Source organism: Pseudodonghicola sp. (assembly GCF_048268305.1).
Taxonomy (GTDB): domain Bacteria; phylum Pseudomonadota; class Alphaproteobacteria; order Rhodobacterales; family Rhodobacteraceae; genus Pseudodonghicola.
Genome location: NZ_JBLWVT010000002.1, coordinates 56,762 through 73,977, shown reverse-complemented (window position 1 = coordinate 73,977; position 17,216 = coordinate 56,762). Strand labels below are relative to the sequence as shown.

Sequence of the window (17,216 nt, the reverse complement as noted above, 5' to 3'; positions counted from 1 at the left end):
TTGGGCCAGTAATTTGCCAAAGAGGCGGAAAACACAAGAGGCCCCGATGATCCCCTCCCCCAATCCCCAGATCACATTGCTGACCGGACGCGCCGCGCCCCTGCCCGGTAGCGAGGCCCTGAGCGGCATCGTCAAGACGCCGGTGGACTGGCCGCTGGCACTGGGGCCGGAAGGCTTTGAAAGTGACCAACAGGCCGACCGGCGGGTGCATGGCGGCGTCGAGAAGGCGGTGCATCACTATCCGCTCGACCATTATGCCACCTGGCGCGCCGAATTGGGCGACCTGCCGCCGCTCACCGCGCCCGGGGGGTTCGGCGAGAATATCTCGACCACCGGGCTGACCGAGGCGACAGTCGCCGTCGGTGACATGTTCCGCCTGGGCACGGCGCTAATCCAGGTGTCGCAGGGCCGCCAGCCCTGCTGGAAGCTGAACCGGCGGTTCGGGGTTGCCGACATGGCGCGGCGGGTGCAATTGACCGGGCGCACCGGCTGGTATTACCGGGTGCTGTGCCCCGGCACGGTGACCCCCGGCAACCGGCTGGAACTGATCGATCGGGTGGCGCCGGACTGGACGCTCAAACGGCTGTGGCACGCGCTCTATGTCGATCGGTTGAATCTGGGCGAGCTGGAAGGCATCGCCGACCTTGACGTGCTGGCCGAGGGCTGGCGCAAATATGCGGTCCGACGGCTGGAAAGCCGCCGGGTCGAGGACTGGAGCCAGAGACTGGACGGCATTGCATGACACGCCCCCCTTTCGTCATTTCGATCCAAAGCCAGGTGGTCTTTGGCCATGTGGGCAATTCCGCCGCGCTCTTTCCGATGCAGGCGGCCGGGCTGGAGGTGGCGGCGATCCCCACCGTGGTGTTCTCGAACACGCCCGACTACCCGACCCTGCGCGGCCGCGCCCTGCCGCCCGAGTTCTTCTCGGACCTGCTGCAGGGCGCCCGCGAACGCGGCCTGCCGGAGCGGGCGGATTTCATCCTCACCGGCTATATCGGCTCGCTCGACGTGGCCGGGATGGTGGCGGATTTCGTGGCAGAAGCGAAGGCGGTGAACCCCGCGCTCACCTATCTCTGCGACCCGGTGATGGGCGACGAAGGCCCCGGCCTCTACGTGCCCGAGGCGATCGCCGATGTGATGCGCGACCGGCTGCTGCCGATGGCCGATCTCGCCACGCCGAACCCGTTCGAGCTGGCTTGGCTGACGGGCCAGGACATCCGGACGCTTGCCGATCTCCAGGCCGCGCGCGAGGCGCTGCACATCGCCCCCGCCGCGCATCTGATCGCCACCGGCTGCGTGCTCGATGACACCGGCCCCGGCCAACTTGAAACCCTGCTCCTTGGCCCCGGGGGCATCAGCCGCCACCCGATCGAGCGCCTGCCCATCGCGCTCTCGGGCACCGGCGATCTCTTCGCCGGGCTGGTGGTCGCCGGGCTCGGCCGTGGCCTGCCGCTGCCCCGCGCCGTCGAGACTGCCCAGAGCCTCACCGCCCGCGCGCTGAGCCATGCCAAGACGCTTGGCGCCGCCGAGGTGGTGCTGAGCGACCCCGTGTTCCGCCGAACCCTGCTGACGCTCGGCCAAACCGAGGACGAGCGATGCTGACCTTTTCGGGCCGATCGCAGCCCCGAAGGCAAGACGCCTCAGAAAACAGCCATTTACGGCCGGCGGCGTGGATTTAGGAGGCCGCGCGGGCCATGAGACGAACGAGGGAGACCCACGCGACCATGCCGGAGACGATCGAGGCGCTGAAAATGCGCTACCCCACGGCGGAGACCTTCAAGTTCGGCGACAACGCCGCCCTGTGTGAGGCGCTCCTCTCTCTCGTGCGCTCAGGCAAGAAGCGGGCCACCTGCGGGGCGCTTCGGGACTATCTGGACGGCGATCCCATGCCCGTCATCGGGCGGCGCGATATCGCCATGACCTGGGATGACACTCCGGCGCTGGTGATCGAGACGGTGGAGCTGGTTCACTGCCGGTTCGACGAGGTGACCGAAGCGATGGCCCTGCTGGAGGGCGAGGATGACAGCCTTGCAGGGTGGCGGGCAGGACATCGGGGTTATTTTGAGCGAAATGGCGGCTTTTCCCCGGACATGGACATCGTCTGGGAACGGTTCCTTGTGGTTGAGGTCCTGAGCTGAGCGCAAGGGCCGCGAGGTCCGCGCCGCCGGTTCCCGGGGCTCTGAAATGACCCCGCCGTGCGCTCCGGGATCGACCGCTTTCCACTCACCTCCGGATGAGAATTTCTCATGTCCCGCGGCCCGGCGACAGGTCATACTGCGCGCGATGCAATCGGAGGAGAGACATGCAGATCGGAGCCCCCGTACCCCCGGAGGTCGCGGCACGCGCCCGCGAAAGCTTTGCCCGCCAGGGGCTGATGGCCCATCTCGGGGCCGAGATGACCGAAATCCGCGCCGGTCTGGTGACCCTGCGCCTGCCGTTCCGCGCCGAGCTGACCCAGCAGCACGGGTTCTTTCATGCCGGTGGCACCTCGGCCATTGCCGACAGCGCTGGCGGCTATGCCGGCTTCACCCTCTTCCCCGAAGGCAGCTCGGTTCTGACCGTCGAATTCAAGATGAACCTGATCAGCCCGGCGCAGGGCGATTTCCTCGAGGCGACGGGGCGGGTCATCAAGAACGGCCGGACGCTGACCATCTGCCAGCTTGATGTCTGGGGGGTGACGGCCGAGCAGCGCAAGCACGTGGCGACCGGACAGCAGACGCTGATCTGCCTGCTCGACCGGCCGGACAGCTAGAGCGGATCAGCAGACCCCGGGGCCACCTGCCGATACGGCGGGCTCCAGCGCAGTCTGGCTAGGCGAGACAGGGGCGGAGCAACTCCATGCCCGCCCTTTGCCAGTGGCCCGGAACCCGGGGCAGGAAGATCTTGGTCCGCTGGCTGGTCGGATTGCCGAGGGCCGCATCCCCCGCCCTGCTCGACGATCTCGTCCTGGTCCATGAAGATCAGGCGATCCGCCAGCTTGCGGGCAAAGCCCAACTCATGGGCGACGCAGATCATCATGCCCTCCGAGGCGAGCGACGTCCTCACATCGACCACCTCGGCGGCCATTTGCCAAATCTAGAAAGATCGGGTCGGCACAAATTCTGCCTTGCGCGAAAAATCACCAAGCCGATCGAGGTCAGGGCAGTTCGACCGGCGTGGTCCAATCCTCGGCGGTGATCCAGTCGCAGAACGCCGCAATGGTCTTCACCCGCCGGTGCGCCTTGGGAAGGATCAGGTAGAAACCGGGGATATCCTCTCTGCGCATCCCTGCCAGCGCATCCAGCCCCAGCGGCGCCACCAATCTGCCGGCTTCGAGATCATGCAGGGCGTCGATCCGCGAGATCAGCCCCACGCCGATCCCGGAAATCGTGCCGCGCCGCATCGTCGCCGCATCCTGAAATTCGATAACGCCGGCGGTTTCGGGATGATCGAGCCCGAAATGGCCGAAGACCCGGGTCCAGAGATCACGCGCAAGCACCGGATGCAACAAGGTCATCTTGCTTAGATCAGCGGGTTTTCTGATCCGGTCGGCCAGCGAAGGCGCGCAACAGATGATCTTGGGATCATCGACCAGCAAGGTGGTGTCCAGCTCCTTCCAGGTGCCGAAGCCCCACTGGATCGAAGCGTCAACCTCGTCTGCTGTGAAATCCGGCAGTTCCACCATGGTAGTCAGCCGCAGGTCGGCACCGGGCAGCTTGTCACGGACCCCTTCGAGCCGGGCGATAAGATAGCGCGTCGCAAAATATGGGCTGACGTTGATGTTGATCCGGTTGCGATAGGTTGCGTTGGTGACCCGACGCACCCCTTCCGCGAATTCATCGAACCCCGCCTGCACGAAATGCGACAGCAGGATTGCCGCTTCTGTCGGCTCGATCACCCGGCCACGGCGTTCGAACAGCAGCACGTTGAGGATATCTTCAAGCAGTTTGATCTGCTGGCTGACCGCCTGCGGCGTCACCAGAAGATCGTCGGCGGCACTGCGAAAGCTGCCCTTGCGGATCACCACCCAGAACACCCGCAATGCGTTGAGTGGCAGCATTCGGATGGATGGGCTTTTCATCAGGGTCTCCGCCGGACTGGCCCCGCGCTGAGGCGCGAGGCCTTTACCGTATCAGATCACGGCCTTCTCAAGGAAGGGTCGTTTCGCGATGATCCGCGCGAAGCCGACTTCGGAGAGATCGAGCGTGCGAAATCCGCCCTGGATGATCATCGCCGCCACGCCTCGGCCAGTCGCCGGGCCTTGCTGCAGCCCATGGCCGGAGAAGCCGTTGGCGCAGATGACATTCTCCACCTCAGGATGGCGGCCGACCACCAGCAAGGGAATACTTGCCCTCGGGCCGGCAGAACACCCCGGTGAGGTCGATCATCACGGCAGCCTGCCGTCGTACCCTGGCGCCAAGGATCACGCCCGCAGATCGGTCGTCTCCTTCTCCACCATCAGAAGCATGCCGATGAAATCCGGATTGGCGGTCAGGCAAGAGGCGACGGCCTCGCCGACAATCACCACGTCATATTCTTCTCTCATTCTGGGGCCACATCATCAGGGTGGCCAAGATTGACAAACCAACCGCCGATGCATCTGGTCGAGGGAGCCATCGGATCGGCGGGATCGGTCTTGGCCTCCAGCGCTTCGCGATAGGGCTCAGAGCTGTCCTGCGGCGCATAGCCCAGATGGCCGGCCTGCGAGTTGTCGACCGGCTTGACCTTGTTGTCGGACATGCCCGCGACCACGGAAAAGCCCAGGTGCGGCGCGGTCAGCGCCGCGCTGACCAGACGGACGCAATCGTCGAAGCTGAGCCAGGACCACAGCATCCGGCGATCCGCCGGCTCCGGGAAGGAAGAGAAGATGCGCACGCAGGCGCTCTCGATCCCGAACTTGTCCCAATAGAGGCTCGCCAGCGCTTCGACGAAGCATTTCGACACGCCGTAAAGGCTGTCGGGGCGGCCAACGGCATTGCCTTTGATGTGGTCGTCGATCCGGTGATAGCCGATGGCGTGGACCGAGGAGGCATAGATCACCCGCTTCACCCGATGTTTCCGGGCGCCCTCATAGATGTGATAGGAGCCGCGGATGTTGCTGTCGAGGATCTCGTTCCAGGGGCGCTCCAGCGGCGCGCCGCCCATATGGACGATGGCGTCGCAGCCCTCGGTCGCGGCGATGGTGGCGGCTTCGTCGCTCAGATCGAAAACGCAGGCCTCCTCGTTCGGCTGCAGATCGGCGATCTCAACCCGGTCGGCCAGCACCAGCCGGTCGGCCAGCGGCACGAGCCCCCGGCGCAGTTCGGAGCCCAGGCGACCGGCCGCACCGGTGATCAGGATCTTCTTGAACGGTTTCGTCATCGTCCCTCGCCTCACATGTCCAGTTTCGCTACAGCCCGCCCGATCCGGGCGATGGCTTCGGTCAGGATCTCTTCCGAGGTGGCGGTGGAGATCCGGAAGAACGGCGACAGCCCATAGGCGGTGCCCGGAACCGCCGCCACATGCGCATCGTTCAGCAGGTATGTCGCGACCGCCACATCGTCGGTCAGAACCTCGCCGGCGGGCGTCTTGGCCCCGATCAGCGCGGCGCAGCCGATATAGGCGTAGAACGCCCCCTCCGGCGGATCGAGCGTCAGGGTATTGATCGCCGCAATACCTTCGACCACCACGTCGCGGCGGCGCTCAAACGCCCGGCAAAAGGTGGCAACGCAATCCTGCGGCCCCTCCAGCGCGGCCTGCGCGGCGATCTGCGCCGGGGCGGAGACCGAGGTGCAGGACTGGCTCTGGATCGTGGCCATCGCCTTGATCAGGTCCTTCGGACCCGCGGCATAGCCGACGCGCCAGCCGGTCATTGCATAGGCCTTGGAGACACCGTTGACGATCAGGGTGCGATCGCGCAGCTCGGGACAGGCCTTGCCGAAGGAGACGAACTCACGCCCGTCGAAGACGATGTGTTCATAGATCTCATCCGACAGGATCATCACCTGCGGGTGTTTCGCCAGAACCTCGCCCAGGGCCTGAAGCTGTTCGGTGGTATAGACCGCGCCAGAAGGGTTGCCGGGCATGTTCAGGAACAGCCAGCGGCTTTTCTCGGTGATCGCGGCGTCCAGCACCTCGGGCGTCAGGCGAAAGCCTGCCTCGGCCGCACAGGCGGGGGTGACGGGCACGCCGCCGAACAGCTTGGCCATCTCCGGGTAGGAGACGAAATAGGGCGCCGGCAGGATCAGCTCGTCGCCCTCTTCGACCGTCGCCATCAGCGCGTTGAAGATGATCTGCTTGGCGCCGTTGGCCACAGCGATTTCGTCGATGGCGTAGTCGAGCCCATTCTCGCGGCTGAACTTCGCCGCCACCGCCCTGCGCAGATCGGGCGTGCCGAGCGAGGCGGTATAGAGCATCCGGTCCGCCTTGGCGGCGGCAAAGGCGGCCTCGGTGATGTGATCGGGAGCGGCGAAATCGGGTTCTCCCAGCCCGAGGTCGATGACGTCGACCCCGGTGGCGGCCAGCTCCCTGGCCGCCTGGGACACGGCCATCGAGGCCGAGGGTTTCACCGCCGCGAGACGACTTGCGATATGGCTCATTTGTCTTGCTCCGTCACATATCCCTTGGCGCGGTCTTCCGCCTGCGCCGCTGCCTCACGCTCTGCCGGATCACCGAAGCCACCGCCGCCCGGCAGCTTCAACACCAGTCGCCGGCCCGCCGGCACGAATTGCCAGCCCTTCGGGCGCAGCGGGGTACCATCGTCCAGCGCCACCGAACCGGCCGCGCCGGGTTGGCCCCCGTCGCGCCCGCGCGGGGCGGAGGTGACACGGTCGAACATGGCGGAGAATTCGAACTCATGGCCCTCAGCCGGGGCAATCTCGATCACCTGGCCCAGGCCGCCGCGATACTTGCCCGCGCCGCCCGAATCCGGACGCAGTTCCTTGCGCCAGACGACGATGGGGCCGGTGTGCTCGGTCGCCTCGATCGGCATGGTATGCACGCCCGAGGGGAAGGCGGTGGCGTTGAGCCCATCCAGTTCCGGACGCGCGCCCATGCCACCGGAGTTGAACATCAGCACCTCGGCGCGGCGCCCCTCCTTGCCGGCCTCGGGTCGGACCGAGACATGCACGTTCCACAGCGCCGCGGCGCCCTCGGCCAGCACCTGACCCGGCAGCGCCTTGGCCAGCGCGCCCAGCACCAGATCGGGCACCATATGGCCCAGCACATGGCGCACCGAAACCGGCGCCGGCCGCTGGGCGTTCAGCACGTTGACCGGAGAGGAGACGTTGAACACCGCCAACGAGGCCGCGTTGTTGGGGATGTCCGGCGCCACCACGCATTTCAGACCATAGCAGGCATAGGCCTTGGTATAGATCATCGGCACGTTGATGCCCCAGCGGCTGACCGGATCGGTGCCGCTGAAGTCGACGTTGACGCCCTCGTCGGTGATGGTGACCGCTGCCTGCAGCCGGATCGGCTGGTCGTAGCCATCGGTCAGCATGTCGTTCGACCAGGTGCCCTTGGGCAGCGCCGCGATCCGTTCCATCACCGCCTTGTGGGTGCGGCTCAGGATGAACTGGCCCAGCTCCTCGAGGTTCGGCAGACCGACCTCTTCCAGCATCTCGATCAGCCGCTTGTGGCCGACGTCGTTGCAGGCGGCGAGCGAGTAGAAATCGCCGATCACCTGGTTCGGTTCGCGGACGTTCTGGCGCAGGATCTTCAACAGAACCTGGTTCACCTCGCCCCGTTCCGCAAACTTCATGATCGGGATCTGGATGCCTTCCTCATAGACCGACTTGCCGTCGGCGCCGAAGCCACGCCCACCGACATCCACGACGTGGGCGGTACAGGCAAAGAAGCCAACCAGCTCATCACCCTTGAAGCTGGGCGAGACCATGGTGATGTCATGCAGATGGCCGGTGCCCTTCCACGGATCGTTGGTGACGTAAGTGTCGCCCGGAAACATCTCGTCCCGCGGAATCTCGGCGATGAAGTGCTGCACCGCCTCGGCCATGGTGTTCACGTGACCCGGCGTGCCGGTCACCGCCTGGGCCAGCATCTCGCCCCGGGCGTTATAGACCCCGGCCGAGAGGTCGCCCGCCTCGCGCACCGAGGTGGAGAAGGCGGTGCGCAAGAGCGTCATCGCCTGTTCCTCGACCACCGAGATCAGGCGGTTCCACATCACCTGCATGCGGATTTCGTCAATCTGGCTCATCGCCTGTTTCATAGGCTGGCTCATGGGTTATTTCCCTTTCCGCACAAGAAGAAGCGTGCCGTCCGACTGCACCACCACATCGAAGGGAGAGGTCACGACGGTGGAGGTTTCGGCCTCGACGATCACCGCCGGGCCGGCGACGCGGTCCCCCGGCGACAGCGTCTCGCGCGGCACGATGGCGGTTTCCTGTTCGCAGCCAAGCGCCGGGTCGAACACCGCACGGGTCGCCGGCGCCGGCACCGGTTTGCCGCCGGTCTGAATCGCGTGGCGCTCGCCCTCGGGGCGGCTGTCCTGCGCCTTGACCGAGAAGGTGACGAATTCGATCTCGGGCCCCTCGACGGCACGACCGAAGAACTGGGCATAGCGGCTCTTGAATGCCGCTTCGATCATCGCCGCATCCTCGGACGTGAAGTCGCGATCCGGCATGGCGACGGGGATTTCCCAGCCCTGACCGGCATAGCGCATGAAGGCGGTGACCTCGCGCAGGATCTCGCCCCCGGTGCCGGCGCGGACGAAGCCTTCGGCGGTGGTCTTCAGGTCGTTCAGCATCGCGTTCAGCGCGGCGGGGTCGAACTGGGACAACCGCTGGATTTGCGAGGCCACGGCCTCATAGCCGAAGGGCGCCTTGAGAAAGCCGATGGCGGAGCCCACGCCGGCGCCCTGCGGGATCAGGCAGAGGTCGACGCCCAGTTTCTCGCACAGGCGCGCGGCGTGCAGCGGGGCGGCACCACCGAAGGCGATCATGGTGTTTTCGCCGATGTTCTTGCCGTTCTCGACGGCGTGCACGCGCGCGGCATTGGCCATGTTCTCGTCGACCACGTCGCAGATACCGAAGGCGGCGGCCTGCGGTTCCAGGTTCAGCTTCGACCCCACGTCGCGAGTGATCGCGGCGGTCGAAGCTTCGGCGTGCAGCTTGATCTTGCCGCCGGCGAAATTGTCGGGGTCGAGCTTGCCCAGCAGCAGATCGGCATCGGTGATCGCAGGCCGCCCGCCGCCGCGGCCATAGCAGGCGGGCCCCGGTTCCGAGCCCGCCGATTCCGGCCCGGCCTGGATGCGGCCCATGGCATCGACCCAGGCGATGGAGCCGCCCCCGGCGCCGATCTCGATCATCTCGATCACCGGGATCGAGATCGGCATGCCCGAGCCCTTGCAGAAGCGATAGGTGCGGGCGACCTCGAAACTGCGCGCGGTCTGCGGCTGGAACTCCTCGATCAGGCAAATCTTGGCGGTGGTGCCGCCCATGTCATAGGAGACAACGCGGGTCAGATCGAAGCGGCGCGCGATGTCGGCGGCGAAGATCGCGCCGCCGGCGGGGCCGGATTCGACCAGACGCACCGGGAATTCGGCGGCGGTTTCGACCGACACCAGGCCGCCGCCCGAATGGATCATGTAGACCGGGCAATCGGCCCCCATCTCCTTCAGGCGGACCTGCAGCCGGCCCAGGTAATCGGCCATCTGCGGCCGCACATAGGCATTGGCGCAGACGGTGTTGAAACGTTCGAATTCGCGCATCTGCGGCGAGACTTCGGCCGAGATCGAGATCGGCAGGTCGAGATGCCTTTGCAGGATCTCGCGGGCACGTTTTTCATGCGCGTCATTCATGTAGGAATGAATGAAGCCGATGGCGATGGCGCCGAAATCCTGGGCCGCGATCTCTTTGGCGATGACGTCCAGCGCGGCTTCGTCCAGCGGCTGCAGTTCCTTGCCCTGCGCGCTGATCCGGCCCTTGACCGCAAAGCGGTCCTCGCGCGGGATCAGCGGCCTCGGCAGCTTCAGGTTCAGGTCGTATTGCTCGAACCGGTTCTCGGTCCGCATCTCGATCACGTCCCGGAACCCCTCGGTCGTGATCAGCGCGGTGCGGGCGCCGCGCCGCTCGATCAGCGCGTTGGTCGCCAGCGTGGTGCCATGGATGATCATGTCGATATCGGACGCCGAGATCCCGGCCTCCCTGGAGACAATCTCGATCCCGTCCAGAATGGCCTGTTCGGGGGCCGCGTAATTCGTCAGCACCTTGGCGGAAAAGAGGCTGCCACGCACGTCGAGCGCGACATCGGTGAAGGTGCCACCGATGTCCGCGCCCAATCGGATGTCCTGACCGGTCGTCATGCTTTGTCCTTTGCGGCCAGCGCGGCGTCGCGCATCTGGCTGAGGCTCTGGCGCGGGGTCAGCGCCTCGGGCGAAATATTGAGGTCGAGCACAGCGCCGGTCTTCGAGGCCAGAGCGCGGTCGAAGGCGGCAGCGAAATCCGCGGTCGTCTCGACCCGTTCGGCGTGGAAGCCATAGGCGCGCGCCAACGCCGCGAAATCGGGATTGACCATCGTGGTACCGGAGACCCGAGTGGGATAGTTGCGTTCCTGATGCGCCCGGATGGTGCCATAGATACCGTTGTTCAGGATCAGCACGATCGGCTGGGCGCCCGCCTGCAGCGCGGTCGCCAGTTCGGTGCAGTTCATCTGGAAATCGCCGTCGCCGGCAAAGCAGACCACCGTCTTTTCCGGCTGCGCCACCTTGGCCGCGATCGCCGCCGGCAAACCATAGCCCATAGCCCCGGATTGCGGCGCCAAGAGCCGCGCCTTGGGCCCGAACTTGAAGAACCGCCCCGACCAGACGGTGAAATTCCCCGCCCCGTTGGTCAGGATCATGTCCTCGGGCAGCACATCGCGCAGATGGGCGCAGACCTTGCCCATATCCACCGGCGACGGCAGGTTAGGCAAATCGAAGCCCGCCTCATAGGCCGCGCGGCCCTCGGCCCGCCAATCGGCCCAGTCGCCCTTCACCGGCTCCAACGCGCCGAGGGCTGTGGCAAAGGCGTTCGGCCCGGCCTGGATGCCCAGCTCGGGGCGATAGATCTTGCCGATCTCAAGATCGGAGCCATGCACATGGATCAGCCGCTGTTTCGGCTGCGGCACGTCCAGCAGGGTATAGCCATCGGTCGAATTCTCGCCGAAACGGTTGTTGATCGCCAGGATCACATCCGCCTCGCGGATCAGCTTTTTCACCGCCGGGGTCATGCCCACCCCCGCCTCGCCGCAGAACACCGGCGAGGTGTTGTCGAACTGGTCCTGATAGCGGAACACCGCCACGACGGGAATGTCGGAGGCTTCGGCAAAGGCCTGGATCGGCGCGGTCCCCGCGCCCTTCCAGTTGCAACCGCCATAAAGGATCACCGGACGCTTGGCTCCAGCCAGCATCTCGCGCAGCCTGGCCATGCTCTCGGGCGCCGGAAACGGCTCGGACAGGGTGATCGGGCTGGTCAGCGGCTGGACATCGGTCTGGCTGGTCAGCATGTCCTCGGGCAGTGCGATGACCACCGGGCCCGGACGGCCGGAGATCGCCATGGTCCAGGCGCGCGACAGGATTTCCGGAATGCGCTCGATCTGGTCGATCTCGACCGCCCATTTCACCATGGTGCCGAAGACGGCCTTGTAATCGACCTCCTGAAACGCCTCGCGGCCCTTCATGTCGGTGCCGACCTGGCCGACGAGCAGGATCATCGGTGCCGAGTCCTGCATCGCGGTATGCACGCCGATCGACGCATTGGTGGCGCCGGGGCCACGGGTGACCATGCAGATACCCGGCTGGCCGGTCAGCTTGCCATAGGCGGCGGCCATGAAGCCCGCGCCGCCTTCGTTCCGGCAGAGCACATAGTCGAGCGTGCCCTGCGTGTCGTGCAGCGCGTCGAGCACCGCGAGATAGCTTTCGCCCGGCACCCCGAAGGCCTTGCGCGCGCCGAGCGCAACAAGGCTCTCCACCAATAGCTGTCCGCCGTTCCGTGTCATCTTATTCGCATCCTCGGTGTTTCAATGTTTCAGTTGCCGGCCGCGCCATGCCAGCCGGCCTGGCCAAGCCGTTGTTCCAGTAGGTGCACTGCCGCAGGGGCCGTCTCCGGCCCTGCGACAGGCAGGCAGTCGAAACTGACGCCGCCATCGGCGAACTCCGCCTCAAGCGCCGCGCAGAACCCGGCCAGCGCCCCGCTCACCGTGGCGCGGGAAAAATCCGGCCCGGTGAGCCCGGTGTCCTCGGCCAGCATCAGCACCGCCCCGACCTGCGCCGCCAGCATTGCCGGCAGCACCATTCGGGTCAAATGCAAGGTGGTGGAAAGGTTCACCTCAAGCACCATGTCGATATCGGCCTCGGCCTGATCGAGAAATCCGCGCGCCTCGGGCCAGCGCAGGGCGCCATGCACCAGCGCGTCAATACGCAGATCGTCGATCAGCCCCCGCAGCTCCGCCCGGTCGGTGATGTCGATCGCCAAGGGCTCGATCCCGAAATCGGCCCGCAGCCCGGCCAGAACCCGCCGGTCCCGTCCCAGCGCGAAAACGCGCCAGCCCGCGACAGCAAGGGTCTGGGCGATTGCCCGGCCCACGCCGCGCGTCGCTCCGGTCACGAATGCGGTCTTCATCGCTTGGCCTCCTTGCCTGAATGAATGGTGCCCGCCGCCGGGCGGCAGAGAAATCAAGAAAACCGGCGGTTCGACAAGTATTGCTTGCCTCTGACTTTGAGAGGTTTTTCCGTTCAAGAGCAAATACTTGCCAAGACCGCCGGACAATCGTCAGCTCATCGCGTCCGGCAAGATCAGCACGATTCCCGGAAACAGGGTGATCAAGACCAGCAACGCCATCAACAACAGGAAATAGGGCAAGGCCGCGCGGGCGATGAACAGGATGTCCTTGCCGGTCAGACTCTGCAGCACGAAGAGGTTGAAGCCCACCGGCGGGGTGATCTGCGCCGCCTCGATCAGGATCACCAGGAAGATGCCGAACCACACCAGGTCGATGCCCGCGCTCTGCACCAGCGGCAGCACCACCGAGGAGGTCAGCACGATGATCGAAATCCCCTCGAGAAAGCAGCCCATCGCCAGCACCAGCAGCGCCAGAACCGCCAGCAACGCCCAGGGCGACAGCCCCAGATCCCCCACCCAGCTTGCCAGCGTGCGCGGCAGATCGACAAAGGCGATGGCGATCGACAGGCAGGAGGCGGCGGCGATGATCATCGCGATCATGCAGGAGGTCCGCATCGCCGCCATCAGCCCGGCGACGAAGTTCTCCCGATCGAGGGTGCGATAGAGCAGCGACAGCAGCAAGGCGCCCAGAACCCCCACGGCGGCGGCCTCGGTCGGGGTGGCAATGCCGCCATAGATCGAACCGACCACGGCAATCACCAGCCCGATCGAGGGCACCAGGTTGGTCAGCGCCTTCAGCTTGCCCCAGAGGCCGACGCGCGGATCGGGGGCCGGCATCTCGGCCGGGCGCAGCAGCGCGCGCAGGCCGACGTAGCCCATGAACAGGCAGATCAGCACCAGACCCGGCAGGATGCCGGCGATGAACAGCCGGGCAATGGATTGCTCGGCGGTGACGCCGTAGACGATCATCACGATCGACGGCGGGATCAACAACCCCATGGTGCCCGACCCGGCCAGGGTGCCGATGGTCTGCGCCATCGGATAACCGCGCTTTTCCAGCTCGGGCACGCTGAGACGGCCGATGGTGGCGCAGGTCACGGCAGAGGAGCCGGTGATCGCCGCCATCACGGCACAGCCCAGGACATTGACGTGCAACAGCCCGCCGGGCATCCGCCCGACCCAGGGCGCCAGCCCCCGGAACATGTCGCGCGAGAGGTTGGAGCGGAACAGGATTTCCCCCATCCAGACGAACAGCGGCAGCGAGGTCAGCGCCCAGCCCCAACTGCTGTCCCAGAGGGTGGAGGCCATCAGCGACCCGGTCGGCGCCGGGGTGAAAAGCGCCATCATGGCGATGCCCGAGACCAGCAGGGTAACGGACACCCAGACGCCGGTGGCCAACAGGCCGAAGACCAGCAGGGCGAGGGTGAGCGCGGCGAGAACGGTGGGATCCATGATGGGCTCACTCCATATGCGTGATGGCGGGGTCTTCGTCGGTCTCGAAATGCGGAGCGCCGCCGCGCAGGATCCAGACCAGTTCGTCAATCAGCGAGAGGGCGAAGATCGCCACCCCCAGCGCCGCGGCGCTTTGCGGAATCCAGAAGGGCACCGCCATCAGCCCCGGGCTGACGTCGTGATAGCTTCGGGATTGCAGCACCAGGTCGATCAGATAGCAGGCCAGGAACAGGATCCCGGCACTGGCGACGAGGCAGTTGAACACCTCGAAGGCGCGACGCGGACCGGCGGGCAGCCGGTCCAACGTCAGAGTGATGCGCACATGCCCGCCCACCCGGAAAGTATGCGCCAGGCCCAGAAAGGTCGCCGCCGCCAGGCAGAAGCCCGCCAGTTCGGTGGCGTCGAAGGTCACGCCCGCGGCGCGGCAGACAAGCTGCACCACGATGCTGAGCGCGATGCCCAGGATGAAGGCGGCGGCGGCATAGCCCGACCATAGGTAAAGCCCGTCAAGCACCTTGCGGATCATGACTTCGTTCCTTCCCCGGCCTGGGCCGATCACTTCAGCGATGCGCGATAGGTTTCATAGACGGCCAATTCCTCGGGCTTGGCCTTCTGCGTCCACTCCTCGGTCAGCTCGTCACCGATCTCGCTGATGCGGGCCAGGACATCGGCCGGGGCCTTGCCCAGGATCATGCCGTGATCGGCCAGCATCTGTTCGCGTTCCCGGCCGGCGGCCTCGGCCATCCTCCAGCCGCGCGCGGTGGCTTTCTCCCCCTCGTCCAGGACGATTTTCTGCACCTCCTCAGGCAGTTGACGGAAGGCGCGCTGGTTGACGATGATCGCGTTCTTCTGGTGCATCGTGCCGGTGTAGGTGAAGACCTTGAGAAAATCCCAAGCCTGCACATCGGTGCCGGTCTGCGCCGAGGTCCACAGCGAATCGATCATGTTGGTGGCGATCGCCTGCGGCACTTCGGCGAAGGGCAGGATGATCGCCTCGGCGCCAAGCCCCGCCCCCAGACGCTGGGTCTGCTGCGAATAGATGCGCAGTTTCAGCCCCTTGATGTCCGCGAGCGAATTGATCGGCTGCTGAGTATAGAACCCCTGCCCCGGCCAGGCGACATAGCTCAGCACTCGCATGCCGTTCTTGCCGAACATCTGGTCGAAATAGGGTTTGGAGGCCTCCATCAGCTTCCAGGCCTGATCGAAATCGCTGGCAACGCCCGGAATGTTGTCGAGGTTATAGATCTCGGCCTCGTTGCCATAGGAGCTGAGGCGGATTTCACCCAGTTGCACCTGGCCGGACTGCACCGCGCGCTTGACCGCGTCGAGCTTGATCAGGCTGTCGTTCGGCCGCAGGTCGATCGTCAGCTCGCCATTGGTGCGGGTCTCGACCGCCTCGATGAACTGGCGGATATTCTGGGTGAAGAAACTGCTTTCGGGATAGCCCGAAGCCATGATCCAGGTGGTTTTCGCGGCCACCGGGGCGGCCATCACCGCGCCGAGCAGCGCCAGGCCCGCACCACGGATAAGAGATTTCAGGAACATTGCGACCTCCGTCATGTTGGGGGACATACGGCACAGGGCCCGCATCGCGGGCCCCGCCTCCGTTCCGGCACTGCCGTTGGCCAGCAAGACCGTCACGCGGCTTGGCTGGCTGTCCCAATCCCCATCGAACGCCACCGCGCAGATCGAGGATGGCCGCAATTTACGTCATGTGAAAAACAAGAAGCCCGACGCATCGGAAAGAAAAAGTTGTTAATCCCGGCGCAGGACCACGCCGGGGTTGAGGGTATCCTGCGGGTCCAGAGCGGTTTTGATCCGCCCCATCAGGTCCCGCTCCACGCCTCCGCGCAGCCCGTCGGCCAGGGCGATCTTCGACCGGCCAAGCCCGTGTTCGGCGGCAAAGCTGCCGCCATAGCGACCGGCGAGCCCCCCGAGCGCCTCGGCCAAGGTCGGGGCAAGGTTGCCGAAATCGGCGCGCCCTTCCGGCGGGGTCAGGTTGTAATGGGTATTGCCGTCGCCCAGATGCCCGAAGGGGTTGATCCGCACCCCCGGCAGCAGGCTTTCGCACAGGCCGCCGGCCTCGGTCAGGAAGGCTTCCAGCCGGCCCGGCGGCACCGAGAGGTCGTGCTTGAGCTGCGCCCCCTCAAGCCGCTGGCCCTCGGGCTGTTCCTCGCGCAGACGCCAGAGGGTGGCGCGCTGCGCCTCGGACATGGCGATGGTGCCGTCGACGATCTGGCCGGCTTCAAAGCCGCGCTCCAGCGCCTCTTCCAAAATCGCCTCGAGCGGCACCCGAAGGGAGCCCGAGCCGATCTCGACCAGCAGATACCAGGGCGCGCGGGTCTCCAGCGGGAACTCCAGCCCCTCGACATGGCGCAGGGCCAGCTCCAGCCCGAAATCGCAGAAGAACTCGAGCCCGCTCAGGAACTCACCAGCATCGGCGCGCAGCGCGGTGCCAAAGGCGGTGAGCGCCGCCAGATCGGGCAGCGCCACCAGTGCGGTAGCCCGCTGGCGCGGTTCCGGGAACAGCCGCAGCACGGCGCGCGTCACCACGCCCAGCGTGCCTTCGGCGCCACAGAAGAGCTTGCGCAACTGATAGCCGGCGTTGTCCTTCTGCACCGACCGCATGCCATCCCAGATCGTGCCATCGGCCAGCACGACTTCGAGCCCCAGCACCAGATCCTGCATCATGCCATAGCGGAAGGCATGGCTGCCGCCGGCATTGGTGCCGATCAGCCCGCCGATCCGGGCGGTGCCCTCGGCGCCCAGATGCAGCGGAAAGATCAGCCCGTGCCCCTCCAGCGCCGAATGCAGCTCGGCCAGGACGGCGCCGGCCTCGACCTCTACCGCGCCGGTCGCCGGATCGGGGGTGCCGATCGCCTGCATGCGCGCGAGCGACAGGATCACGCCGCCCTCGCTGCCGCAGACCGCCGCGCCGCACAGCCCGGTATTGCCGCCTTGCGGCACCACCGGCACACCGGCGCGATGACAGGCCGCGACCACGGCCGCGACCTCGGCCGTACTGCCCGGACGCGCCACCCCGAGGGGCTTGGCGCCATAGCGATCCAGCCAGTCGCGATCATAGCCCGCGACATCAGCCCCGGTCAGCCAACCCTTCGGCCCCAGCAGTTCCTGCAGCTCCTGCGCCAATGCGCTCATCTTGTTACCTCGCGAAAATGTAAGAGGTTT

17 protein-coding genes are annotated in these 17,216 nt (G+C 66.0%); 4 read left to right on the top strand and 13 right to left on the bottom strand.

What is annotated here, in order from left to right; genetic code table 11:
- The first annotated feature begins 46 nt into the window (after positions 1-46).
- The 4 genes from ACN0V4_RS03460 to ACN0V4_RS03445 all read left to right on the top strand — a co-directional run bounded on the left by ACN0V4_RS03460 (position 47) and on the right by ACN0V4_RS03445 (position 2,752).
- Positions 47-742 carry an MOSC domain-containing protein gene (locus tag ACN0V4_RS03460; protein WP_417673134.1) on the top strand — a complete coding sequence of 232 codons (696 nt, stop codon included), beginning with the start codon at positions 47-49 and terminating at the stop codon, positions 740-742.
- Positions 739-1,602 carry a pyridoxal kinase gene (pdxY, locus tag ACN0V4_RS03455; RefSeq protein WP_417673133.1) on the top strand — a complete coding sequence of 288 codons (864 nt, stop codon included), beginning with the start codon at positions 739-741 and terminating at the stop codon, positions 1,600-1,602. The genes ACN0V4_RS03460 and pdxY overlap by 4 nt, the downstream gene beginning before the upstream one ends.
- Before the next feature lie 122 nt (positions 1,603-1,724).
- Positions 1,725-2,138 (top strand): ASCH domain-containing protein, encoded by a 414-nt coding sequence (locus ACN0V4_RS03450; protein ID WP_417673132.1) that lies wholly within the window; start codon positions 1,725-1,727, stop codon positions 2,136-2,138.
- A 164-nt stretch (positions 2,139-2,302) separates the two neighbouring features.
- Positions 2,303-2,752 carry a PaaI family thioesterase gene (locus ACN0V4_RS03445; protein ID WP_417673131.1) on the top strand — a complete coding sequence of 150 codons (450 nt, stop codon included), beginning with the start codon at positions 2,303-2,305 and terminating at the stop codon, positions 2,750-2,752.
- A gap of 384 nt (positions 2,753-3,136) precedes the next feature.
- On the opposite strand, the gene ACN0V4_RS03440 is transcribed toward ACN0V4_RS03445, so the two are convergent.
- The 13 genes from ACN0V4_RS03440 to ACN0V4_RS03380 all read right to left on the bottom strand — a co-directional run bounded on the left by ACN0V4_RS03440 (position 3,137) and on the right by ACN0V4_RS03380 (position 17,186).
- Positions 3,137-4,060: a LysR substrate-binding domain-containing protein gene (locus ACN0V4_RS03440; RefSeq protein ID WP_417673130.1), complete on the bottom strand. Its 924-nt coding sequence runs from the start codon at positions 4,058-4,060 to the stop codon at positions 3,137-3,139.
- A gap of 51 nt (positions 4,061-4,111) precedes the next feature.
- On the bottom strand, positions 4,112-4,318 hold the full coding sequence (locus ACN0V4_RS03435; RefSeq protein WP_417673129.1) for a hypothetical protein: 207 nt from the start codon (positions 4,316-4,318) through the stop codon (positions 4,112-4,114).
- An 84-nt stretch (positions 4,319-4,402) separates the two neighbouring features.
- Positions 4,403-4,525 (bottom strand): hypothetical protein, encoded by a 123-nt coding sequence (locus tag ACN0V4_RS03430; RefSeq protein ID WP_417673128.1) that lies wholly within the window; start codon positions 4,523-4,525, stop codon positions 4,403-4,405.
- Positions 4,522-5,340, bottom strand: a complete 819-nt coding sequence (locus ACN0V4_RS03425; RefSeq protein WP_417673127.1) for an NAD-dependent epimerase/dehydratase family protein — start codon at positions 5,338-5,340, stop codon at positions 4,522-4,524. Before ACN0V4_RS03425 ends, ACN0V4_RS03430 begins: the two co-directional genes overlap by 4 nt.
- 11 nt (positions 5,341-5,351) lie before the next feature.
- A complete protein-coding gene (locus ACN0V4_RS03420) occupies positions 5,352-6,557 on the bottom strand; it encodes a pyridoxal phosphate-dependent aminotransferase (protein WP_417673126.1) in 1,206 nt (401 codons plus the stop codon).
- Complete coding sequence (locus ACN0V4_RS03415) at positions 6,554-8,197, bottom strand: hydantoinase B/oxoprolinase family protein (RefSeq protein ID WP_417673125.1); 1,644 nt, start codon at positions 8,195-8,197, stop codon at positions 6,554-6,556. Before ACN0V4_RS03415 ends, ACN0V4_RS03420 begins: the two co-directional genes overlap by 4 nt.
- A gap of 3 nt (positions 8,198-8,200) precedes the next feature.
- On the bottom strand, positions 8,201-10,279 hold the full coding sequence (locus ACN0V4_RS03410; RefSeq protein WP_417673124.1) for a hydantoinase/oxoprolinase family protein: 2,079 nt from the start codon (positions 10,277-10,279) through the stop codon (positions 8,201-8,203).
- Positions 10,276-11,952, bottom strand: coding sequence for a thiamine pyrophosphate-dependent enzyme (locus ACN0V4_RS03405; protein ID WP_417673123.1), 1,677 nt, complete (start codon positions 11,950-11,952; stop codon positions 10,276-10,278). Before ACN0V4_RS03405 ends, ACN0V4_RS03410 begins: the two co-directional genes overlap by 4 nt.
- 29 nt (positions 11,953-11,981) lie before the next feature.
- Complete coding sequence (locus ACN0V4_RS03400) at positions 11,982-12,575, bottom strand: SDR family oxidoreductase (RefSeq protein ID WP_417673122.1); 594 nt, start codon at positions 12,573-12,575, stop codon at positions 11,982-11,984.
- A gap of 150 nt (positions 12,576-12,725) precedes the next feature.
- Positions 12,726-14,027: a TRAP transporter large permease gene (locus ACN0V4_RS03395; RefSeq protein ID WP_417673121.1), complete on the bottom strand. Its 1,302-nt coding sequence runs from the start codon at positions 14,025-14,027 to the stop codon at positions 12,726-12,728.
- Positions 14,028-14,034: 7 nt separating this feature from the next.
- Entirely contained in the window at positions 14,035-14,553 is a 519-nt protein-coding gene (locus ACN0V4_RS03390; RefSeq protein WP_417673120.1) for a TRAP transporter small permease, read from the bottom strand.
- 29 nt (positions 14,554-14,582) lie between these two features.
- Positions 14,583-15,572 (bottom strand): TRAP transporter substrate-binding protein, encoded by a 990-nt coding sequence (locus ACN0V4_RS03385; protein ID WP_417673119.1) that lies wholly within the window; start codon positions 15,570-15,572, stop codon positions 14,583-14,585.
- Positions 15,573-15,782: 210 nt separating this feature from the next.
- Positions 15,783-17,186 (bottom strand): FAD-binding oxidoreductase, encoded by a 1,404-nt coding sequence (locus ACN0V4_RS03380; protein ID WP_417673118.1) that lies wholly within the window; start codon positions 17,184-17,186, stop codon positions 15,783-15,785.
- Between the last annotated feature and the right edge of the window lie 30 nt (positions 17,187-17,216).